Below are 21,682 nucleotides of genomic sequence, written 5' to 3'. Positions count from 1 at the left end.
CCTGTTTTCAGAACCTTTACGCGAGCCGGATGACAACGTCCAGGATCTTTGCCATTTCGCCGCGCGTGATGTTGGCCTTCGGCAGCAGCTTGCCGCCAGCACCCGAGATGACACCGGCTGATACAAGCGTTGCCGTTGGCACGGTGGCATAATCGGCCACCGATTGATAATCCGAATAAGCGGCCAGCGCTGACGCCGGGGCGTCCGGCAGGCTGTGCTTCAGCGCGCTGAGCGCACGGTACAAAAACGAGAAGGCCTGCTCGCGTATTAATGGCCCCTTCGGGTTAAACAGCGCGCTCCCGTCACCCTTGGCAATGCCGACAGATTCCGCCCAGGCGATGGCCGCGGCATTATAGGCGTCAGGCGCGACGTCCGTAAAGGAGGATGGGCCGCTCACAGCGGGTTTTCCGGCCGCCCGGTAGAGCATCAGGATAAAATCGCCGCGGCTGATTTCGTCATTGGGCGCAAAAAGCGTGGGTGTGACGCCGGAAACGATACCCTTTTGGAAGAGATCCTTAATATACGGCCCGGCCCAGTGCGTCGTCGTATCTGTGAAGCCGGTTATTGTGACCGGGATCGAAACCATCGCGCCACCGACCCTGACCGTCACAGCGCCTGTCACGCCCGCCGTTGCCCCGGCTGTGAAAAGCCCGCCGGAAGACACGCTGCCGACGCCGCCTGCTGCTTCATATGTAAAGGCGGCGGTGTCCGCACAAACAGCGCGGCCGTAATACGACGCCGCCGACGACAGCTGCACCGTATCGCCCGGCCAAAGCGTCAGTGCCGTCACGGGCTTTCCCTGTGCGGTGACGCTTATATCAGTCGGTTTGCTGATGATGAAAACAGCGCCCGTCCCGCTCGCGCCCGTTGACGGCGACGTGAGGGTGAGCGTCTCCGTGCCGGCTGCGGCGCCGGCTTTATACACCATCCCCGTCACCGCACCGAGGGCGGCACCCGACATTTTCATGTCGGACGGCGTCGTCACCGGTTTATACCCGCTGTCCGACGCGGCGGGCTGCAGCGTCACCGAGGAACCCGTGAGCAAGATGACGCCGTCATTGACAAGCCCGAGGTTTTTCGCTCTCCCGTCGGGCACTTTGTCGGTGACGAAGAGCAGATACGCCGCGCACTTTCTCTCCGACCCGTCGGACGGTTTATTGACGAGTGTTGCCACCGACTGCCCCGTCAGGCGGACGCTGAGTACCGACGAGCCGCCGCCGTCAAAATTGACGGCGTCAACACAGCCGCGCGCACGCATCTCCTCGGCGAGTGCCTGCAGCGTCAGACCGGCTGAATTCTCTGTTCCGTCGATGACGTAGCTGATGACGGTGCCGTCGGCCTTGACACCGAAAGCCGTGCGCGGATTTTTAGCGGATATGGCCTTGTCCCACGCCGATTGATCGGTGACGGCACCGTCTTTAACAAGAATGTCGCCGCCGCCAGTTGCCCATTTGGCATTTGTCAGCTGCGGGTCGGTGCACGTCGTCGTTAGCGTAACGGCGTCACCAACCTTAAATTTATTAAATTCCGAATCATAGCCGCAGACATCCGAGGCCGATAAAATAAGATACCCGTCCCCGATTGGCATCGCCCCGTCGGACTGCACCACCTCCGTCACAACGAGTGACATCGTCCCGGAAACGCTCGGCGAGCCGCTCTCAATGTGAAATTTGACGAACCAGCCCGGCGTTGACGTGCGCGTTGACACGGTGGAAAAGGCGGAACTGAACAGATACAGGCCGCCCGTGTCAGCCCTGTATTTATTGAAATGCGTGAGGGTGACGCTCTGGCCGCTGTTCGACGCGTCAGACGCGCTGCCGTTGTTAAAAAGCGTCATCGTGACCTCTGGGCTTTCTGAAAAGCGAACGCTCCCATCGGCGTCAAACGCGACGGCCGTGTTTCCCTCCGGGCTTGACTTGTAAACACCGTTTTCAATGTCAATCCCCATCGGGACGCCTGTTTTCATGGAAAAGAAGTCGGTATTGACGGCAGCCAAAACGTTTTTGCCCTGCTTGGCGGCATACGAAACCATCGCGTCAACCGTCAGGCTGCCGTAAATCGTATCGCACGCCATGACAATGGGGTACGCGTCACCGCTGCCCGTCAGGCTGAGGGCATAGCTTTCCTGCCGCTGCGTCCCGTTTATGTAGGAAACCGTGTTCGTATAAGACAGGTTGTTGGCGACGTGGCGCGTGTTCACGTAGACAGCGTCGCCAGCGCCCAATGCCATGGCAGTCGCCGTCGTCAGGACAGCCAACGCCAGGACGGCGGCGGTGAACGCAGTAAATTTTTTCATATGTACCTCTCCGGCGGCGTTTTCATCTGTGCGTATTATATAGAAATCCGGCCGCTATTTCAACCGACGGCCCAGCGATTCATAAATATTTAAAACTTATCGGCTTGAATTCTGTTGAAAAATAAGGGCGGTTGGGGTAAAATATCACAGTTACGGCACTTGGTTTACTTTTTTTACCTGTAATTTTTGAAGGCTGGCGGGATATGGCAGAAAAAAACAACCATCATGTAAAAACAATCAGCCTCGTGATGCTCCTCACCCTCATCGGTAAATTCATGGGGCTTTTCCGTGATCGTCTCATGACGGTTCATTTCGGCAGCGGCATGGAGACAAACGCTTTTTTAACGGCCAGCCGTATACCGCGCGTCTTTTTCGACGCCGTCTTTGCCTCGGCGATTGCGGCCAGTTTTATCCCTGTGTTCAGCGAATACGCGGCGAAAAAAAGCAAAAAGGACGCTGTTTTGTTTTCCGGAAACTTCATCACCGTCATCGGCCTTTTGTCACTCGCTTTAACCGTTCTCGGCATTGTCTTTGCCGAGCCGCTCGTCCGCCTGTTTGCAGACGGGTACGACGCGGCGACGACGGCATTGTGCGTTTCTCTGACGCGGATGCTCTTCCCAACGGTTTTGTTCACTGGCGTTGCCTATTCGTTTGTCGGCATCCTGCAGTCGTTTGACGAATTCAATGTCCCGGCGCTCATCAGCGTCATCGCCAACTTTATTGTCATCGCGTATTACTATACGTTTAACGCCCGGTTCGGCATCTACGGCCTGGCGGCGGCGTTTTTAATCGGCTGGTTTGTGCAGGCGCTCATACAGGTTCCTTCCTTAAAGAAAAAAGGTTTTTTTTACAGGCCGTCACTTGATTTCCGCTCGGAGGGCATGCAGAAGGTTTTTGCCTTGATGCTGCCTGTTATGATCGGCACGTGGGTGCAACCGATTAATTTGACGATCAATACGAAATTTGGTTCCCATTTGTATAACGGTGCCGGTGTTACCGCTATTGAACTGTCAAACAACTTATATCTGATTATCATTGGCGTATTCATTTTATCGGTCACAAACGTTATATTCCCGCGTTTGTCGCGCCTGACGGCCGAAGACGAGACGCACGCCTTCCGAAACACGATTGCGCAGACGGTTCACGCCTCACTGTTTTTCGTTATTCCGATGACGGCCGGTGTGATGGTGCTCGCCCGCCCACTTATCAGCCTGATCTACGGCGGCGGCAAATTTGACGACGCCGCCGTGTCCATGACATCTGCGGCCCTGACATTTATCAGCCTTGGCATGGTTGGTTATGCGTTGCAGGCCATTTTATGCCGCGCTTGTTTTGCGCGGCAGGACGGTAAAACACCCCTTATTTCCGGCCTGATTTCTATCGCTGTTAACATCGCGCTCTGCGCGCTGCTAACAGGGCCATTGAGCGTCACAGGGCTGGCCGTTGCCTCCGCCGCCGCTGCCACAGTCGGCGCCGTTGTCTTAATAATTCCGCTCCAGTGGCGCGGTGACGGCTTTCTCGACAAGGCCTTTGTTTTTGATATCGTTAAAATGACAATTGCCGCCCTTCTGATGACCGCCGCCGTCTTTGGCGTTCATACCGCCGCGGGCGGACTTGAACAGAATCTCATCGGCAAAGCGCTGGCTCTTTTGGCGCCCGCGGCAGCCGGTCTTCTTGTCTACGCCGCCGCAACGCGCCTCTTCGGTGTTTCCGAGGCGAAGGCCGCCTCAGCGCTGCTTCTGCGGTTTTTTTCCAGGCGGCGCGCAACCGATATCCAGCAGTAAGGAAGTGACTTGATGCAAAAAATTTTGGAGCAGAGCGCCGTTTTCAGGCTTTTGAGCGTCTTTTTCGGATGGATCGGTGCCAAATGGCACAAAAGCCGCCTTGTCACCTGGTTTTTATCACCGTCCCGCAGTTTGGCACGCGTTAAAAGCAGCGTTTTTTTTAAAGCCGGGCAAGCCGGGCACCGCGCGTGGAGCACCGCTTTTCAAAAGCTTGGTTTGACGAGGGTTCTTGAGGGCAGTATTTTTAAACAGCTTTACATTTGGTGCCTGATTCCGGCCTTCCTGGCCCCGTTTCTGCCGACGATGGCACTCGTCTGCTGTGTGCTTGTCGCCTTTTTTTCCTATGCTGTCCGGCTTGGCACCGAACCGGAAATACGATCCGCTCTGTCGCCGGTCAATAAGTATGTGCTGTTGTTTGCTGCCGTCTATCTGATCGCGACGATGACGTCCGTCACGGTCTCCGGCAGCATTTTCACCGGTCTCATAACGGTTTTGTTCGTTTTGTTCACGATTGTTTTCAATAACGCCGTCACGACGAAACGGCAGGCTGATTTCGCCGTCGGGCTCCTTGTCACAGCGGGCGCGGCCGTTGCCGCTTACGGGGTATATCAGTATTTGTTCTATACGCCGGAGACGGTTGGGGCATGGGTTGACAATGATATGTTTTCCGATATCACAAACAGGGTGTATTCAACACTTGGAAACCCGAACGTTCTGGCTGAATACCTGCTGCTGGTGACACCGTTTGCCGCCGCGTGCGCCTTAAACGGCAAAACATGGCTGCAGCGCCTCTTTTTTGCCGGCTGCTTTGTCCTCATGGCCGTCTGCATGGTTGTCACCTATTCGCGCGGGGGTTATATCGGGCTGATTCTAGCCGCCGCTGTCTTCCTCGTTATGCTTGACGCGCGCTTTATTCTTCTGGGCATCGCGGCGATCATCGCGCTGTACTTTTTCCTGCCCCAAACGGTGATTGAGCGTTTTGCCAGCATCGGCAACATGTCCGACAGCTCGACGTCCTACCGCGTCTCCATCTGGCTTGGGACGCTGTCCATGCTCAAGGATTACTGGTTTTCGGGTATCGGCCCCGGCACGGCCGCCTTCAATCTCGTTTACCCGGCCTATGGCTACAACACCATCAGCGCCCCGCACGCCCACAACCTCTATCTCCAGCTCATCTGCGACGCCGGTATCCTCGGTATCGTTTTATTTCTTCTCATGCTTTTCTCCTATTTCAGAACCACGCTTGCCGCCTTTTCTAAGGAACGTGACAAATCGTCGCGCATTTATCTGGCCGCTGCCGTTTCCGCTGTATGCGGTTATCTGCTGCAGGGCATGACGGATTATTCCTTTTATAATAACCGCGTAACGTTTTTATTCTGGGTTGTTCTGGCGCTTGGCCTTGCGCTGGCGCGGCGGTCGTCGATGACGGAGGGACAAATATGGTCAAGGTCCTGAACATCATCAGTGACGCGAACATCGGCGGTGCCGGGCGCGTGCTTTTAAACTACCTCCGCTTCGCCGACACAAACGCTTTTGAAACGGCCGTCTGCCTGCCGCGCGGGAGCCTCTTGGCCGAGCCGCTCCGTAACGCGGGCGCCCGCGTCATCGAAGCCGACATTAAACCCAACGCGTCATTTTCTCCGGCCGATATCAAAACACTTCAGAAAATAATCCGGCAGCTCAGCCCCGATATTGTGCACACGCACGGCTCGCTCTCCGGGCGGATTGCAGCGCGCCGGTGCCATAGGGCCGTTATCACAACGCGCCATTCCGTCTTCCCTGTCAGCCCGCGGCTGAAATCAGGCCCGGGGCATCTTTTGAACAAACTTATAAACGAGCATTACGCCGACCGCTTCATCGCCGTCTCCCCTGCCGCGAAGGAAAACTTAACAGACGGCGGCATCCGCGGCGATATGATTGATGTGGTAATGAACGGTGTTGAACCCATCACGCGCGTCAGTCCCAACGAGCGCACAAGAATCCGCGCTGAATACGGGCTTCGTGATGACGATTTTGCCGCCGGGATTCTCGCGCGGCTTGAACCGTACAAGGGACAGGCCTTGATTCTTGACGCCGCAAAAATCTTAAAGGACGACGGCCTTCCCATCCGCATTTTTATTGCCGGTGCCGGGCCGGACGAGCAGGTGCTCCGTCAGAAGGCCCTGTCGCTCAGCCTCGACGACACAGTGACGTTTTTGGGCTTCGTGACGGACGTGGCGCCGCTCTTAAACGCGCTCGACGTTCAGCTCAACGCGTCGTACGGCACGGAGGCGTCCAGCTTGTCACTCCTCGAGGGCATGAGCCTTGGCCTGCCCGCCATAGTTAGCGATTACGGGGGCAACCCCTTTGTTATCGAAAACGGCGTCAACGGCCTTGTTTTTAGAAGCCGCGACACAAAAGCGCTGGCCGGATGCATTCGGCGGCTGGTCGGCAATACAGACCTCTTGTCACGCCTGAGCGCCAGCGCAGAGGTTGTTTTTAGAGAGCGCTTCACCGGCGAGACCTTTGCTGGAAACATCGAACGAATTTACCGGGACGTTTTGAAGGGAGATCACGATGGATAATAAAACAAAAAAAACAAGGTGGCGGCTGAACGTCTTTGACATTGTCATCATCGCCGTTGTTTTGATTGCGGCGGCGGCGCTACTATACTTCTGGCGGGCCTCCGGCAAGAGCACGACGGCCACAACGGGCACGAGACAGATTCACTATACGATTGAGCTGAGTGATATGCTTGATACGGCCACTGCTAAAATCCAGCCGGGCGACACGATGCTCGACAGTACAAAGAAATTTATTATGGGGACGGTCGTCTCCGTCACAATGGGACCGACCGTGACACCTGAAAAAAACCTGAACACCGGTGACACCGTCTTGTCCGAGGTTCCCGGCAAGGTGACGGCAACCATAACGCTTGTCACCGACTGCTCGGTAAGCGAATCCGAAATCAAAGCCGCGAGCGGATACCTGATCCGCGTCGGCGAGGAGGTCGCGGCCGCCGGGCCGGGTTACGCGGGTAAGGGCTACATTGTCGCGTTTGAACGGGGGGATCTCACATGAAGAAAATCATCGATGAAAACGGCAGACTCTTCGGCAAGGTTAGCATCATTGATTTTTTCGTCCTTCTGATCGTCCTCGTGATCGTGGCGGCCCTCGTTGTCAAATTCAATCTTCTCGACGTTACGCGCCAGGGCGCTGACCTGAAACCGGTCACGTATACCGTGGCGGTTAACGGTGTGCGCCAGTATTCCGTCGACAGCCTGAAACCCGGCGACGTTCTTTTTGACAAAGGCAACGGCGGAAACGCCGTCGGCACGATTACGGCCGTCGACTACAAGCCCGCCGTCACGGCTTCTGAAAAAATTGACGGCTCACTCGTCAACGGCAGCTACGAGGGCTATTTTGACGTTATCCTGACAATCAAAACAGATGGTATTGTCACCGACGGGCGTACTTTTTCCGGCAAGACGTATGAACTCAATGTCAACTCAAACCGTAATTTCTACACAAAATACACGTCTTTTGAAGCGACCATCACGGGACTGGAGTAAGAGATGAAAATCCTGATGGCAACGATGAGTCTTGGCATCGGTGGCGCTGAAACACATATCATCGAGCTGGCCTGCGAGCTCAAGCGGCGCGGCTTCGACGTTGTTGTCGCCTCAAACGGCGGTGTTTTCGTCGCGGACATTGAAGCCAAGGGCATCCGCCATTATCAGATTCCGATGAACAGGCGTCATCTCTTTTACATGCTCAAATCATATTTCCTGCTCCGGAAAATTATCAAAAAGGAAAAGCCCGATATTGTCCACGCGCACGCGCGTATATCGGCGTTTATCTGCGGTCTTCTCCAGAAAACGATGCGTTTTCCTTTTGTAACAACGGCGCACGGCGTTTTTCAGCTTGGCCCCGGTCTCAACCAGCTGACAAACTGGGGGCAGAAGACAATTGCCGTCTCCCCTGACATACGAGATTATCTGATTACAAACTACCACGTAAGCCCGCGCGACATCATCATGACCATTAACGGCATCGACACCGACAAATTCTCCCCAGACGTCTCGTCTGAAAAGATTGACGCGGAATTCGGGCTTGACCGTAATAAGCCTGTCGTCTGCCACGTCAGCCGCCTTGACGAGAGCGCGAGCCTCGTAGCGCGCCAGCTGATTGACATCGCCCCACGGCTGAACAAGGCGCTGCCCGGCGTTCAGATTCTTATTGCCGGCGGCGGCGACGTTTATGATGCGCTTTTAGAGAAAGCAAAAGAGGCCAACAGACTGACGGGGCATCAAACCGTCGTCATGACGGGCCCGCGCACCGATATCAGCGACATTGTCAGCGCCGGAGATGTTTTTGTCGGCGTCTCACGCGCGGCGCTGGAGGCGATGGCGGAAGCGAAACCCGTCATTTTGGCCGGTGCCGAGGGCTATATCGGGCTTTTCACGCCGGAGAGCGTGCAGCAGGCGCGGGAGAGCAACTTCTGCTGCCGCGGCAGCGCCCTGCCTGACGGTGAGCGCCTGCTTGGCGAAATCGTCCACACAATGACAGTTTTGACGCCGCGTGAACGCGCTGCGCTCGGTGATGACGGACGATCTCTCGTTTTAAGCGATTACTCCGTCAGCCGCATGACAGATGACTGCGAGGCAGCGTATGAAGCCGTCCGCCGTCGCCGCTTTAATGTCGTTATGAGCGGTTATTATGGCTTCGGCAACGCCGGTGATGAGGCGATTTTACAGTCGATCCACGCAACCATTGACGATTCGGGCGGTGATATTGCCATTACCGTCTTGTCAAACGATCCGACCGACACAACAGCGCGTTACGGTTATCAAGCCGTTGACCGGTTTGACTTTTTCGCCGTCCTCGGCGCGCTGCGCCGCTGTGACGCGCTCGTCTCCGGCGGCGGCAGCCTCCTGCAGGATCATACGTCAACGCGGTCACTCTTTTACTATCTCACGATCATTTTGGCGGCGGAGCTTTTGGGTAAGAAAGTCATGATATACGCCAACGGCATCGGGCCGGTGCGGAAAAAAACAAATCGCCGTCTCGTCCGGCACATCGTCGGGCGGGCCGACGTCATCTCCCTGCGGGATGACATGTCTGCCGAGGAACTCACTAGCATGGGCGTTCAGCGGGACGACCTCCACGTGACAGCCGACCCCGTTTTTACGCTAAACGCCGTCCCGACGGACGAAGCCCATGCCCTTCTCCGCGACTGCGGGCTGCCCACGGGTGAGAACTTTGTCTGTATCTCGGTGCGCAACTGGGTCGGCGGCCCGGCGTTTAATCAAAAAATTGCGCGCCTGTGCGACGAAATTGCCGAGACGTATCGCCTCTCTGTCATTTTTATCCCCATGCAGGTACCGAACGACGTCGCCATCAGCCTGGAGATCATCGATCAGATGCACCGCCCGGCGTATTTATTAAATCCAAAGAGCACGGCACGCCAGATTATGGGCGTCATTGGTCTGTCCGATTTTGTCGTTGCTATGCGCCTGCACACGTTGATTTTTTCGGCGCGGATGGGCGTCCCCGTCGTCGGGATTATCTATGACCCGAAGGTCAAGGCGTATATCCGGGCGCTTAATATGCCATCCGCCGGAGACGTGGTCGGTTTTAACACCGTGTCGGCGATGAACGCCGTGCAGTCACTGCAGATGCGAAAGCGCGATTATACTGCGTGTCTTAAAGCGTGCTCGCTCGACTATGAACAGCTGGCGCGCGACGACGCTGCGCGCCTATTGGAACTTTTGAATACCCCGAAAAACAAACGCCGGGCATAAATGCCCGGCGTCAAATTGTTGCTATCATTTTTTTTGAAATACTTCCTTCAGAACATCGTCTGTATAATCGCCAAATAAAGGACCGTTATTGAACTGCATGAAGTCGATCTGTCCATGGTTAACGTTGGCCTCGATCAAAATCGGTTCTCCGTCTTCATCGATGGCGATGTCCCATGCGATGAGCCGATGGTCCGGAAACTTTTGGGCAATGCGCCTAACCATCTCTTCTGCTGCATCGATGGATGGGATATGGCCTTTGCCGAATTCAAATCCCTGCGGGTGCCTGTCAAACCTGACGCCTGCTGCGGAATACGCGCAAGCCTTCAGCCGGCCGTCAGGCAGTATCCCACAGACAATGCCGCCGGAGCTGGCGTTATCGACACGGCTGTTATTGACGCCCATGCGGAGTACCGGCGGCAGGATGACAATTTTTCCGTTGATCAGAAGCGTCATAATCCGGATGGTGTTGACAGATGCCGAATGGATCGCGCTGATCTTCGCGTGTTGCCTTATAACGTTCTGAACAACATAATAAGGAAAGCCGCTGTATTCGTCGAAAGCCTTTCTAATCCCTGACGGGTCGCCGGTCTCAAAAATCTTCACGTTTTTGCCGCCGCAGCTGTCAACGGACGGTTTGAATATCACGGCATCATACCCAAAACATCGCCGTAAAGCCTCTTCTTCCGTGATGAGTTCAAAGCTTGGACTTAAATAGATGCCGTTGACCCTACTGAACACAATTTCGGGCATTTTGCAGTCAAACATCATGGGAAAGTAGGATTTATTGCCAAAGGTCTGCTGATGATTATTCAGATACGGTTCAATGATATTGAAATACAGGTCCTCCGGAATATAGCGCACGTCAAAGGTCCCGTTGACGGTTGAAAACCGTTTGCAGAAATTTGCGCTGTACTCCTTCGTGAACCGGCGCCAGTAATCCTTGGCCTCATTGAGCTGCGCTGCCGTGAGCTTATGCCTGTTTTTGCGACACCAGCTGTTTGTCTTAATTCTATGCGCATACTTTGTCTTGAGTTTGACACATCGTTTATAAAGCTTGAATATTCCATCCAGAGAGCCAGATACGACCGAGCGAAATCCCATCGACAAAAGCCGCCCTTCATTTTGACAATTTACGTCACAATACTAACATATATTTCATAAAATGGCAGTACTAAAAATGATCTAAAATCTCAACAAAAGGACGCCTTTCGGCGTCCTTTTGTTTTACAGCGCTTTGTCATTTTTATTCTTGGCTCAAATCTTTGAATATATCTTTTCCTGCAAAACGCGCTTGCCCTGGACAAATTTATTGTCGGTCATCAACTTGTTTTTGGAGGAAATCTGCGTTTTGAACTGCTCGATGCCATGCCCAGTTTTGTTTTTCGAAATATCGCGCATTACAAACAAATTATTTCTCTTTGCCGACGACATAACATCACGCCCTTTCTATTCTTATTATAGCACGCATCAGCCATTTTGAATACCGAGATTTTCATTCTCCGCCTGTAAAATATTGAGCGCAATTAAAACCTCAAAATAATCAACTGCATCAAACAGCATCAGGTGCTCGTTGTCAACAAGAAAATCGCTGCTGAAAACAACGATAATGTCGCTTGTTGTATATTTCGTCTTGTATTTTGCAAAAATATAGTCTTTTTTCCGAAACGCCTTCGGGATGCAGTAGCCGTAAAGGCTGATGGCATACATCAGGGCGGTCATCACATCTTTGCTGATCGACAGCTCTTTTGCCATCTGCTCTGTCTCGTGCTCGAAATATGCGAAAACCTTGATGTTTTTACGCTTTTTTTCATATTCCCTGATGATGTCTTTATATGACTGCTCCGGGTTTAAATCCGAGTTTTTAACGTAATCGTCCACAAACTTTGCCATCTCGATTCTGGCGTTGAGGACGGCATCCAACGAGGCAATCTGTCTGTCCTGCGTTTTATCGACATATTTGACCTGATCCAGTTCGGTCATATCGAGCTCAATGTCTTTGAATTTGAAGTTTTTGAGCGTCCGGCAGGAGATAAATAAATATTCCCAGACGACTGCCAAAACCAAGAATATGGCGTAATTGACAAAAAGGTTGTTGACGTTATCAATATGGATGATGACAGTGTTTTCCACCTGGCTGCGGTAAAAAAGGAATAAAACTGCCAGATACAAAAGGACGAATATGTAATAGACTCGTCTCGTCAGTTTCAGGTCATAGACATCCGGCAGCTTTCTGTAGCTGAAGAGCGTATAGCAGGCAAAGGCAAGGATCGGTGTGAAGATTAAAAAATAGATTGCCAAATGCACTCTTTTACTCCCCCCAAGCTTCATCTCTGTATAATTATATCATTATTTCCACTATTTTCAACATCTTTCTTCACGCCGTCATTTTAGCGGCATGAATGTCAAAAGGACGCCTTACGGCGTCCTTTCCTCTTACAGCTTTGAAGCAATCGCGTCCAAGAATTCCTCGGTGTTGACGGCGGTGGCCTTGAAGCCGTCTTCCGTCAAAGCGGCAAGCTCCTTCGGCATCGTGCCGGACTCCAGCGTGTCGATACACGCTTTTTCAAGCTGCTCCGCGAAGGCGGCAAGGTCGGCAATCCCGTCAAGCTCTCCCCTTTTGCGCAAAGCACCCGTCCAGGCAAAAATTGTCGCCATCGGGTTGGTGGACGTCTTTTCGCCCTGCAGGTATTTGTAATAGTGCTTCGTCACGGTACCGTGCGCGGCCTCGAACTCGTACACGCCGTCCGGTGAGACGAGCACGCTCGTCATCATCGCCAGCGACCCAAAGGCCGTTGAGACCATGTCGCTCATCACGTCGCCGTCATAGTTTTTCAGCGCCCAGATAAAGCCGCCCTTCGATCGCATGACACGTGCCACGGCATCGTCTATGAGCGTATAGAAATATTCGATGCCGAGCCGGTCAAAGTCCGCTTTAAACGCCTTAAACTCCTCTTCGAAAACGGCCTTGAACTGCCCGTCGTAAAGCTTGGAGATCGTGTCTTTCGTGGAAAACCAGAGGTCCTGCTTTGTGTCAACGGCGTATTTAAAGCACGCGCGCGCAAAGCTTTTGATGCTCTCTTGCGTATTGTGCATGCCCTGCCACACGGCGGGGCCTTTGGCCTTGTGGACGGAAATTGACTGCACAGCGCCGCTCGCGCCTTTAAACGTCAGGGTGCATTCCCCCGGCTCGTCTGTAACGAGCTCTGAGGCCTTATACACGTCGCCATAGGCGTGACGGGCGATGGTAATCGGCGCCTGCCACGTTTTCACAACAGGCTTCACACAATCGAGCGTGATCGGCGCCCGGAAAACGGTGCCGTCAAGAATCGAGCGGATAGTGGCGTTCGGCGACTTCCACATCTCCGTCAGCTCCGGGTATTCCTCCATGCGCTGGCGGTTTGGGGTGATGGTGGCGCATTTGACGGCGACGCCGTATTTCTTTGTGGCGTTGGCCGCGTCAACGGTGATCTGATCCTGCGTGGCGTTGCGGCTTAACAGCCCAAGGTCGTAGTATTCTGTCTTCAAGTCGATGTATGGCAGGAGGAGCTTGTCCTTAATCATCTGCCACAGCACGCGCGTCATTTCATCGCCGTCCATCTCAACAAGCGGCGTTGTCATTTGTATTTTTGGCATGGGGTACCTCCGTGAATGTGAAAATTAATGAAAGGCTACGGCACGCCAAATCGTCGCGCCCTATGGGGTCTGTCTGTAATAGTCATCCGCCACCCAGTGGGCGGGGTTTGTATTGATGTAGTTCCATTTTGTCAAGTAATCGGCTTCGTCACGGATAATGTGGTCATAGTAAGATTTTTGAAATAACGGATAACCAATTTTCTTGGTAACCGAGCCTTTGAATTGCTTGATTGCGCGTGACACCGTAGGGGCGATCTGTGATCGCCCGCTATTTTCATGAATTTCAATGATCATATGAATGTGATTAGGCATGATGACATATTTGTCGACGATAAGTTGTTCGTATGTTTGGGACAAAATCATGATTTCTTTATCGATGATTTTGCCGATTGGCGACAAGGGCAGACAAACGTATTTCGCCTCTTTGTTGGGTTCCTCCCACAGCAAGTTATTCCTATCCATCACGCAAATCGTCACAAAATAGAAACCTGTTTTTGCATAATCGTGGTTTTCTAATCGGTTGTTTTTCCGAACAGGCAAAATATTCATGAGACACCCTCGTGAAATCGGTGGGCGAACAAAGTTCGCCCCTACGGTTCGATGAATACTCGCATAGCCCACGTCAATACGTGCGGGCGAACAAAGTTCGCCCCTACGATTCGATGCGCAGGTAACGATTCCTATTTCCCATACCCTGCGGCGTAGTAGTTCATGAGGCAGCCCTCGGTTAAAATCAATTTTTCGTCGGGGCTGAGGCCGCGGCAGTGGAGCGTTATGTCGCGGACGCCGGATTTTGTGACGACCTTGCCCGTCACCGTCTCAACACCGTCCAGAATCGCCGTGCGGATGCCGGGGACATAAACCCAGTCGCCGTCGGTATAGTCAAACGGCTCGGACTTGTCGATCGTAAACGGCACGAGGCCCCAGTTGAGGCAATTGGAGCGGTAGCGCTTCGTTGCGTACTCGTAGCAGATGTTTGCAAATCCGCCCAGAACCTTCTGGCAGGAGGCCGCCTGCTCGCGCGCGCTGCCGTCCCCCGGCTTTTTGGCAAAGACGCAGGAGCCGACCGTTGTTTTCTTAATGTCACCGCCGACTTTTTGGAGAACAGCCGTGATTTCAGCCGGTGCTTCCCCGCCACGGCGTGCTTCCTCCAGCGCGCGGACTTCCTTGCTGCGCCCGACGTATTCGGGCACGCGGCGCGACAGCGTAAACTCCGACAGCGCGATGGGGTTCGAGCGGTAAGAAGACGTCTCGCCGGAGGGGATGAGCTCGTCCGTCGTCGTTACATCGTCGCGGATGACGGCGCAGAGGCGAACAAGCAAGTCGTCATCCATTCGATGCATTGTCGGCCAGTCGGCGATATTGGGGCCGAAGCGCAGCTCGACCGACGGGTCGGGCTTGCCAAATCCGTTATAGACGCGTTTTTCGTAGATCGAGGGGTCGTAATGATAGGTGCGCGGGGTGACAGTGTAGTCGATATCCGTCGCCGCCGTTAAAACGCCGCCGTTTGCCGCCGTTGCCGCAATCGAGCGCGCGTCCATCAAAGCCACCGCCGCGATCTGCCCGCCGGACGGCTTGGAGCCTTCGCGGTTAGCAAAATTGCGCGTGGCGTGGCGGATCGAGAGCGTATTGTGCGCCGGTGTGTCACCCGCGCCGAAGCAGGGGCCGCAGAAAGCAGACTTAATAAGCGCCCCGGCTTCCATCAGCGTTTCGGAAATGCCGTCCTTTGTCATGGCAAGGCCGATGGGCGTTGACGACGGGTAGACGGACAAGCTGAAGTAGCCGTTGCCCACCGACCGGCCGTTCATGATATCGGCGGCCTCCGAAATGTTTTCATACATACCGCCCGAACAACCGACGATGACGCCCTGCTCGACGACAATCTGGCCTTTATCATTTATACTGCGATGCAAATCCAGCGTGACGCGCCCGCCGAGCTCCTTGTTGCAGGATTCCTCAATCTCTTTAAAAATGCGGTCCGGCTCTTTTTGAAGCGCGTGAATAGTGTACGCCTTCGAGGGGTGAAACGGCAGCGCGATCATCGATTCCATCGCACTGAGATCGATTTTGACCATCGAATCGTAATAAGCACCGTCAGCCGGAACAAGCCTCTGATACGCCTCAGGCCGCCCGACATTTTCATAATAATCTTTGACCTTCTCGTCCGTCACCCAGATGGAGGACAGGCAGCTCGTCTCCGTCGTCATGACGTCGACGCCGATGCGGAAGTCCATCGGTAAGGCTTCAATGCCGGGGCCGACAAATTCGAGTATTTTGTTTTTCACAAAACCATTCGGGAACGTCGCGCCGACGAGCGCGATGGCCACGTCGTGCGGGCCGATGCCGTGCGGGACCGCACCCTCAACCCAGACGAGGACGACTTCCGGCGCGTCGACGTCGTACGTATTTTCTAAAAGCTGCTTGGCAAGCTCTCCCCCGCCCTCGCCAACGCCGAGCGTGCCGTAACAGCCGTAGCGCGTGTGCGAGTCTGACCCGAGGATCATCTTGGAGCACCCAGCGAGCGCTTCGCGCGCGTACTGGTGGATAACGGCCTGATTGGCAGGGACGTAGATACCGCCGTATTTTTTTGCGGCGGATAAGCCGAAGGCGTGGTCGTCCTCATTAATGGTGCCGCCGACGGCGCACAGGCTGTTGTGGCAGTTTGTGAGCGCATAGGGTATCGGAAAGCGCGTCATCCCGGAGGCGCGCGCCGTCTGAATAATGCCGACATAGGTGATATCGTGCGACACGAGCGCGTCAAACTTCAGGCGCATCTTTTTGGGGTCTGCGCTTTTGTCGTGCGCTCTTAGAATCTGATACGCCATCGTCTTCTCGCGGGCGTCGGCCGGGTCAGTCGCGCCCTTTGCGTCCGCTGCTGTGACGGGTTTGCCGTCAATCAGATAAACGCCGGTGCTATACAATTCGGTCATGGACATGTGGTGGTCTCCTTCGGTGATTATTGCGATTATGCAATTTTTATTATTTACTTTACATGGGCGGATATGGAATCCGCCCCTACGAAGACGGGGGCATACGCTGGGAGCGGGGGTAAAACTGCCTCATCCGTTGCGGCTACGCCGCGCCACCTTCCCCACAGGGGAAGGCTTGGCGGGCGATTGATAATCGCCCCTACGGAAATATTACCGGTTTGTACGGGCTTATATGGAATCTACCCATTTTTATTGGGGTTATAGGGGCGAAGCCCCTATACTTCTTCTGGGTGGGGGGTGGGTTTAGATTACATATTCCCCGTTGCGTACATGACAGCGGACAAAGCCGCGAGCGGTGCCGTTTCACAGCGAAGAATGCGCGGGCCAAGCGACACGGACCTTAAGCCGCTAACAACAGCAAAGGCGGCCTCCTCGGCGTCAAAGCCGCCCTCGGGGCCTGTAACAATTGAAATGGTTTTAACGTCCCTGGCGCTTGCCAGAACATCTTTGAGGCTTTGCTGCTTTTCAGCCTCATAAAAAAACAGTGGCAGGTCGGCCTCTGCGGCGGCGACAATCGCCGACTCATACGAGGGCGACGATGTGACACACGGGATACGGCCGCGGCCGGACTGCTTGGCGGCCTCCTCGGCAATTTTTTGAAGGCGGCCCGTCTTGTGCAAAGCGGCAGCGCCTTCCGGCCGGGAGACACAGCGTGCCGATGGGTATAAGATAACGGCAGCCGCGCCGAGCTCCACCGATTTTTGCACGACAGTCTCCAGCTTGTCCCCTTTGGCATAGGCGGCAAAGACGGTACAGTCAACCGAGGGCTCCGCGCCGGAGGCCGCGATATCAATCACTTCGGCTTCGGCGCCGTCCTCCGTCAGCGTCGTAAGGCGGCAGGTGTAATCCTTGCCGTCACCGTCGCAGACGGTGAAGGACTCGCCGCGGCGGATGCGCAAAGCGCGGATGTGATCTGTTTCTTTCGCGCTTAAATAGGCCACGCCGCCGAAAATGTTCGACGCGGTAACAAAAAATCGCGGCATTGTAAGCACCTCCCGCCATTGCTTATCGATGTATTTTATCAGATTCGCCGCACTCTGGCAATAATCTTTGCATAAGATGCAGTACATCTGGCCATTAGCACAAGGTGCTGTACGGTGCCGGTATCTCCTTGAAGGATGATGCTTTATGGAAAACGAGACAACCTATTTTGACAGAGCAAAATTTGACGACGTCTGGCAGCGTGTGCTCGCCGAGGGATCAAATCCCCCTGATATTGGCGTCACGGCGAACCCCGGTAATGCACACGGCGGCGTGGATGACGCCGCGCAGCTGCGCGACTTTATGGACGATGAGGCAAACGACGCACAGATATACTGTACGCTGGCGTCACTGTGTACCGGCAGCGCGCGGCGGGAACTGCTTGCCATTGCCGCCGATGAACGCTGCCATCTTAAGCATCTGCGGGCACGCTATTTCATACTGACCGGCGAAACGTACACGCCGCCGGGCGCCTGCCCGCTCATCTATTCGGTCAGCCAGACGCTCCGACGGAAATACACAGGCGAACTTGAAGGCGCGGCCGCCTACCGAAGCGCCGCCGCCGCAACATCTAATCCGGCGCTGCGGGATATTTATCTGGCACACGCAGAAGACGAGGCGCGCCATTCAAAAATCATCGGCTGCCTGATTGAAAACATGATGTAATTTGTTGAATATAATTTTATACATACCGCACCGAAAACCGGCACGGTATGTATTTTATTTATAGCGAACGGTTTGTATTTTCATCTCATGAAACAATTTGTCTCATAAATCATACTATGTAATGTTCCCCCTTGTTATTTTTGATCTTTATCATTAGAAGGAGATATTTTTATGCTAGACCCAAATGTTGAAATTTTCAAAGATGAGCTAAAAGCCATCATCAAAGCCGAATTAAAAGCCGAGCTCGAGGCCGAGCAGGAAGTTGAGATAGAGGAAAAAGAATATTCGAGCCAAAGTCAGTACAACAAACAGATAAACCATAACACATTGATACAGAAGCAGATTCAGGGTCAAAGCGCCGAAAACGAAGCGGAGAATAAAGCAGAGGCTGAGGCTGTATCTGATGCTGATGCTGATGCCAAAGCCGAATCTGAATCTGAAGCCGAGGTAGAACAGGAAAAGAAAAGTTATTGTTAACCAAGCAATTTATATAGTGGGGTTTTTACCTCACTATTACTTAGATCATATTATAATCTAACTATTTAAAAAATGGGGTTAAACAATGGCATCGCAAGACAATTTTTATGACGATCCGGCAAAAAGTAATCTCAACCAGCAAGAAGAAAGTATCCAGTATAATAAACAAGATTTGGATCAAATACAAAAGGTCGACTTAAACCCGATACAAAAAAATACTCAAAATATCAACATCCATTTAACAGACGATATCAATAAATATTGCGGAAAAATAACCGGGATTATATGCTTGGAACGGAACGGCGAGATTATTAGCAACGGAACCGTCCTTCTTTATTTCGGCAATGAAAGAACTATTCCGGTTTATCGGACAAATTCAGATTTAAACGGCAACTTCGTTATCGAGGATATCCCTCCGGGGTTTTATACTTTGGTCGTCGATCATGGTGCGGATTCGAGCTACCGTTCACAATATGTCAAAGTCCTCCCTGGCCAAACGGCGCATCAAGCCATTCGTCTGAAAGATCATTACCAAAACCCGCAGACCAAATGTTATTTGTGTCAGAAATGACAGAAATATACCGTACCGCGCCGGAAACCGGCGCGGTATTTTTTTGTTTCGGCGGAAAGCAGCATTCAAGAATTCAGCTTAAAAGATTTTTACGCAGGGGGCTTGAAAAAAATAGTCAATGGCGTACAATGCTTGTAGATTGACTGGGATAGTTAAACCGTATTAGTCAGGAGGTGTATTCAGTGAACGGCAAATTTTATGAATTGCCGGAGGAAAAACGGCTGCGGATTATCAATGCCGGTTTTGAGGTGTTCGGCCAGAGTGACTATCGGCACGCCTCAACGGAGCAGATCGCTTCAAAGGCCGACATCTCCAAGGGCTTATTGTTCTATTATTTTCACGATAAAAAATCGCTGTATCTTTTCCTATTCGAATACGCGGCTAACCGGATTAAAGAGCATGTCGTTGACGCGCGCCTTTCGGAAATCACAGATTTTTTTGAGCTTTCTGCATACGCCGCCGAACGTAAATGCCAAATGCTCCGTGAAAGCCCTTTTATTCTGGCGTTTATCATGCGGGCGTTTTATTCAGAGCGCGAAGCCGTTTCCGACGCCATCAGAAGCAAAATACAAGCGGAAACAGCGGCGATTTACGGCACCTATTTTTCAAAAATCGATTATTCAAAATTTAGAGAAGACATCAGCCCGCAAGACATTTTCCAGATGCTCACCTGGCTCATCGACGGCTATCTGCATGAAAAGCAAGATGCCGGTCTTCCGGTTGAACTTGGCGACGTCATGGATAAGTACCGGTTGTGGTCGTCACTTTTAAAAAAAGTGTCATATAAGGAGGAATTTTTGAATGAGCGCAGTCATTGAAACGACAAACCTGACGAAGTATTATGGCAAGGCGCGCGGCATCATCGACGTCTCCCTGACGGTCAATGAGGGGGAAATTTTCGGCTTTATCGGCCCCAACGGCGCGGGCAAGTCAACGACAATCCGAACACTTTTGTCGCTCATCTTCAAAACAAGTGGTACGGCTAAAATTTTCGGGCTCGACTGCGAGCGTGACAAAGTAGCCATTTTGCAGGACGTCGGATACCTCCCAAGCGAAGTATTTTACTACGACAATATGCGTGCCATTGATCTCTTCAAGTATTCAGCAAGCTTTTATAAAAAAGACTGCTCGGAAAAAATCCAGGAGCTGGCTGAGCTGCTTCAGCTCGACCTGCGCAAAAAAATTGAGGACATGAGCCTCGGCAACAAAAAAAAGGTCGGTATCATTCAGGGGCTTTTGCATTCCCCCCGCCTCATCATTCTCGACGAGCCGACGAGCGGCCTTGATCCCTTGATGCAGAAGACGTTTTTCGACCTCATCAAAAAGGAAAACGCGCGCGGCGCGACCGTTCTCTTCTCCTCGCATATTTTGAGCGAAGTGCAGCGCATCTGCGACCGTGTGGCAATCATTAAGGATGGCCGAATCGTCAATGTTCAGAAAATCAGCGAACTGCAGCAAAACGCCTACAAAAACGTCAGCCTTTCGGTGAAGGACGGCGCTCCCCTGAGCACATTCAACCTACCCGGAGCCATGAATATCAGCATGAACAGCCACACAGCAAGCTTTATCTACAGGGGCGACGTGAATCTGCTGCTCACTGCGCTCGGCAAGCTCCCGCTTACGAATGTCGATATCACCGAGCCGACGCTGGAAGATATCTTTATGCACTATTACGCAGAATGAACGGGAGGTGTCAGCTTGAACATCTATGTGTTTGAATTAAAAGCACAGCTGAAGAGCTTTATTATCTGGACCGTCAGTCTCCTGCTTGTGCTGCTGATTTTCATGTCGGGTCTCTTTCCTGTTTTTATGGACAGCAAAGACGCGGTGATCAAGGCATACAACGGCTTTCCGCCGCAGTTTGCCGCGGCTTTCGGCATCTTTGTCGATCAGCTTTTTTCCTATGGCGGTTTTTTTCAGTTCATTTATTCCTACATCTCTGTCATCGGGGCGATTATGGCCTCTATCTTTGCCATTGCGGCCTTTTCCCGTGAGAAGCGCTCCAAGTGCGTTGATTTTCTGCTGACGAAGCCGGTAACCCGCGACGATATATTTGGTGCAAAATTTCTCTCCGGCCTGACGCTGCTCGGCGTTGCAAACATCCTGTTTGTGGCCTTGTCCGTTCTCCTCTATCACAGCAGCAATACAGGCGGCGACACCTGGCGCGTCATCTGGGCATCGTGCGCGCTATTTTTCACGCAGCTCGTGTTCTATGCCATCGGCACGCTCTACGCCGTCTTAGCCAGAAAGGTTCGTTCCGTCTCGGGGATTGCAACGGCCCTTGGCTTCGCCGGTTTTATTTTAACGGCTCTGAACAACATGCTGCACGAAGACTTTCTCCATTATTTTGCGCCGCTTATTTACTTTGAGCCGTACACCGTTTTCGCAAACGGCGGGTTTGAAGTGAAATACGCCGTGACGGCGGCCGTTGTCTTTGCTGCCTGTGTTGTTTTTTCCTTCGTGAAATACAGGTCGGCCGACACACCGGCGCTTTAAGGAGG

Annotated in this window: 19 protein-coding genes; 12 read left to right on the top strand and 7 right to left on the bottom strand. The window is 53.1% G+C overall.

What is annotated here, in order from left to right:
• Window positions 1-16: 16 nt before the first annotated feature.
• Window positions 17-2,296, bottom strand: coding sequence for a phosphodiester glycosidase family protein (locus IZU99_04925; protein UOO38593.1), 2,280 nt, complete (start codon window positions 2,294-2,296; stop codon window positions 17-19).
• A gap of 203 nt (window positions 2,297-2,499) precedes the next feature.
• Between IZU99_04925 and murJ the strand changes: the two genes are divergently transcribed.
• The 6 genes from murJ to csaB are packed head-to-tail and all read left to right on the top strand — an operon-like array spanning window position 2,500 to window position 9,863.
• Entirely contained in the window at window positions 2,500-4,080 is a 1,581-nt protein-coding gene (gene murJ / locus IZU99_04920) for a murein biosynthesis integral membrane protein MurJ (GenBank protein UOO38592.1), read from the top strand.
• A 12-nt stretch (window positions 4,081-4,092) separates the two neighbouring features.
• Window positions 4,093-5,535, top strand: coding sequence for an O-antigen ligase family protein (locus IZU99_04915; GenBank protein ID UOO38591.1), 1,443 nt, complete (start codon window positions 4,093-4,095; stop codon window positions 5,533-5,535).
• The gene (locus IZU99_04910) at window positions 5,520-6,644 is read left to right on the top strand and encodes a glycosyltransferase (GenBank protein ID UOO38590.1); all 1,125 of its coding nucleotides are present in this window, start codon (window positions 5,520-5,522) and stop codon (window positions 6,642-6,644) included. The genes IZU99_04915 and IZU99_04910 overlap by 16 nt, the downstream gene beginning before the upstream one ends.
• Entirely contained in the window at window positions 6,637-7,140 is a 504-nt protein-coding gene (locus IZU99_04905; protein ID UOO38589.1) for a DUF4330 family protein, read from the top strand. Before IZU99_04910 ends, IZU99_04905 begins: the two co-directional genes overlap by 8 nt.
• Window positions 7,137-7,631: a DUF4330 domain-containing protein gene (locus tag IZU99_04900; protein UOO38588.1), complete on the top strand. Its 495-nt coding sequence runs from the start codon at window positions 7,137-7,139 to the stop codon at window positions 7,629-7,631. Before IZU99_04905 ends, IZU99_04900 begins: the two co-directional genes overlap by 4 nt.
• Window positions 7,632-7,634: 3 nt before the next feature.
• Window positions 7,635-9,863, top strand: coding sequence for a polysaccharide pyruvyl transferase CsaB (gene csaB, locus IZU99_04895; protein UOO38587.1), 2,229 nt, complete (start codon window positions 7,635-7,637; stop codon window positions 9,861-9,863).
• 24 nt (window positions 9,864-9,887) lie between these two features.
• Here the strand turns inward: csaB and IZU99_04890 are convergent, their stop codons facing one another.
• From IZU99_04890 to IZU99_04865, 6 genes are all read right to left on the bottom strand, one after another.
• Complete coding sequence (locus tag IZU99_04890; protein UOO38586.1) at window positions 9,888-10,964, bottom strand: hypothetical protein; 1,077 nt, start codon at window positions 10,962-10,964, stop codon at window positions 9,888-9,890.
• Between the two features lie 366 nt (window positions 10,965-11,330).
• Entirely contained in the window at window positions 11,331-12,161 is an 831-nt protein-coding gene (locus IZU99_04885; protein UOO38585.1) for a hypothetical protein, read from the bottom strand.
• Window positions 12,162-12,296: 135 nt separating this feature from the next.
• Window positions 12,297-13,496 (bottom strand): NADP-dependent isocitrate dehydrogenase, encoded by a 1,200-nt coding sequence (locus IZU99_04880; GenBank protein UOO38584.1) that lies wholly within the window; start codon window positions 13,494-13,496, stop codon window positions 12,297-12,299.
• Between the two features lie 60 nt (window positions 13,497-13,556).
• A complete protein-coding gene (locus tag IZU99_04875; GenBank protein UOO38583.1) occupies window positions 13,557-14,045 on the bottom strand; it encodes a transposase in 489 nt (162 codons plus the stop codon).
• Window positions 14,046-14,176: 131 nt separating this feature from the next.
• The gene (locus tag IZU99_04870) at window positions 14,177-16,426 is read right to left on the bottom strand and encodes a hydratase (GenBank protein UOO38749.1); all 2,250 of its coding nucleotides are present in this window, start codon (window positions 16,424-16,426) and stop codon (window positions 14,177-14,179) included.
• 308 nt (window positions 16,427-16,734) lie between these two features.
• On the bottom strand, window positions 16,735-17,469 hold the full coding sequence (locus IZU99_04865) for a 16S rRNA (uracil(1498)-N(3))-methyltransferase (GenBank protein ID UOO38582.1): 735 nt from the start codon (window positions 17,467-17,469) through the stop codon (window positions 16,735-16,737).
• A gap of 145 nt (window positions 17,470-17,614) precedes the next feature.
• Here IZU99_04865 and IZU99_04860 point away from each other — a divergent pair, with 145 nt between their 5' ends.
• The 6 genes from IZU99_04860 (at window position 17,615) to IZU99_04835 (ending at window position 21,677) form a co-directional block, all read left to right on the top strand.
• Entirely contained in the window at window positions 17,615-18,133 is a 519-nt protein-coding gene (locus IZU99_04860; protein UOO38581.1) for a hypothetical protein, read from the top strand.
• A gap of 171 nt (window positions 18,134-18,304) precedes the next feature.
• A complete protein-coding gene (locus IZU99_04855) occupies window positions 18,305-18,610 on the top strand; it encodes a hypothetical protein (GenBank protein ID UOO38580.1) in 306 nt (101 codons plus the stop codon).
• 85 nt (window positions 18,611-18,695) lie between these two features.
• Window positions 18,696-19,181 carry a carboxypeptidase regulatory-like domain-containing protein gene (locus IZU99_04850; protein UOO38579.1) on the top strand — a complete coding sequence of 162 codons (486 nt, stop codon included), beginning with the start codon at window positions 18,696-18,698 and terminating at the stop codon, window positions 19,179-19,181.
• 182 nt (window positions 19,182-19,363) lie between these two features.
• Complete coding sequence (locus IZU99_04845) at window positions 19,364-19,999, top strand: TetR/AcrR family transcriptional regulator (GenBank protein UOO38578.1); 636 nt, start codon at window positions 19,364-19,366, stop codon at window positions 19,997-19,999.
• Window positions 19,983-20,864 carry an ABC transporter ATP-binding protein gene (locus IZU99_04840; GenBank protein ID UOO38577.1) on the top strand — a complete coding sequence of 294 codons (882 nt, stop codon included), beginning with the start codon at window positions 19,983-19,985 and terminating at the stop codon, window positions 20,862-20,864. Before IZU99_04845 ends, IZU99_04840 begins: the two co-directional genes overlap by 17 nt.
• Window positions 20,865-20,879: 15 nt before the next feature.
• Window positions 20,880-21,677 carry an ABC transporter permease subunit gene (locus IZU99_04835; GenBank protein UOO38576.1) on the top strand — a complete coding sequence of 266 codons (798 nt, stop codon included), beginning with the start codon at window positions 20,880-20,882 and terminating at the stop codon, window positions 21,675-21,677.
• The last annotated feature ends 5 nt before the right edge of the window (window positions 21,678-21,682 follow it).

This window comes from Oscillospiraceae bacterium CM (assembly GCA_022870705.1).
Lineage (GTDB): Bacteria > Bacillota > Clostridia > Oscillospirales > Oscillospiraceae > Sporobacter.
Note: the sequence above shows the minus strand (reverse complement) of the source record. Positions and strands in the feature narration are given on the sequence as shown.

Excerpts from the sequence above, each read along its gene's own strand:
- IZU99_04925 (UOO38593.1), bottom strand. The coding sequence starts at position 2,296 with ATGAAAAAATTTACTGCGTTCACCGCCGCCGTCCTGGCGTTGGCTGTC.
- murJ (UOO38592.1), top strand. The coding sequence starts at position 2,500 with ATGGCAGAAAAAAACAACCATCATGTAAAAACAATCAGCCTCGTGATG.
- IZU99_04915 (UOO38591.1), top strand. The coding sequence starts at position 4,093 with ATGCAAAAAATTTTGGAGCAGAGCGCCGTTTTCAGGCTTTTGAGCGTC.
- IZU99_04910 (UOO38590.1), top strand. The coding sequence starts at position 5,520 with ATGGTCAAGGTCCTGAACATCATCAGTGACGCGAACATCGGCGGTGCC.
- IZU99_04905 (UOO38589.1), top strand. The coding sequence starts at position 6,637 with ATGGATAATAAAACAAAAAAAACAAGGTGGCGGCTGAACGTCTTTGAC.
- IZU99_04900 (UOO38588.1), top strand. The coding sequence starts at position 7,137 with ATGAAGAAAATCATCGATGAAAACGGCAGACTCTTCGGCAAGGTTAGC.
- csaB (UOO38587.1), top strand. The coding sequence starts at position 7,635 with ATGAAAATCCTGATGGCAACGATGAGTCTTGGCATCGGTGGCGCTGAA.
- IZU99_04890 (UOO38586.1), bottom strand. The coding sequence starts at position 10,964 with ATGGGATTTCGCTCGGTCGTATCTGGCTCTCTGGATGGAATATTCAAG.
- IZU99_04880 (UOO38584.1), bottom strand. The coding sequence starts at position 13,496 with ATGCCAAAAATACAAATGACAACGCCGCTTGTTGAGATGGACGGCGAT.
- IZU99_04875 (UOO38583.1), bottom strand. The coding sequence starts at position 14,045 with ATGAATATTTTGCCTGTTCGGAAAAACAACCGATTAGAAAACCACGAT.
- IZU99_04870 (UOO38749.1), bottom strand. The coding sequence starts at position 16,426 with ATGACCGAATTGTATAGCACCGGCGTTTATCTGATTGACGGCAAACCC.
- IZU99_04865 (UOO38582.1), bottom strand. The coding sequence starts at position 17,469 with ATGCCGCGATTTTTTGTTACCGCGTCGAACATTTTCGGCGGCGTGGCC.
- IZU99_04860 (UOO38581.1), top strand. The coding sequence starts at position 17,615 with ATGGAAAACGAGACAACCTATTTTGACAGAGCAAAATTTGACGACGTC.
- IZU99_04855 (UOO38580.1), top strand. The coding sequence starts at position 18,305 with ATGCTAGACCCAAATGTTGAAATTTTCAAAGATGAGCTAAAAGCCATC.
- IZU99_04850 (UOO38579.1), top strand. The coding sequence starts at position 18,696 with ATGGCATCGCAAGACAATTTTTATGACGATCCGGCAAAAAGTAATCTC.
- IZU99_04840 (UOO38577.1), top strand. The coding sequence starts at position 19,983 with ATGAGCGCAGTCATTGAAACGACAAACCTGACGAAGTATTATGGCAAG.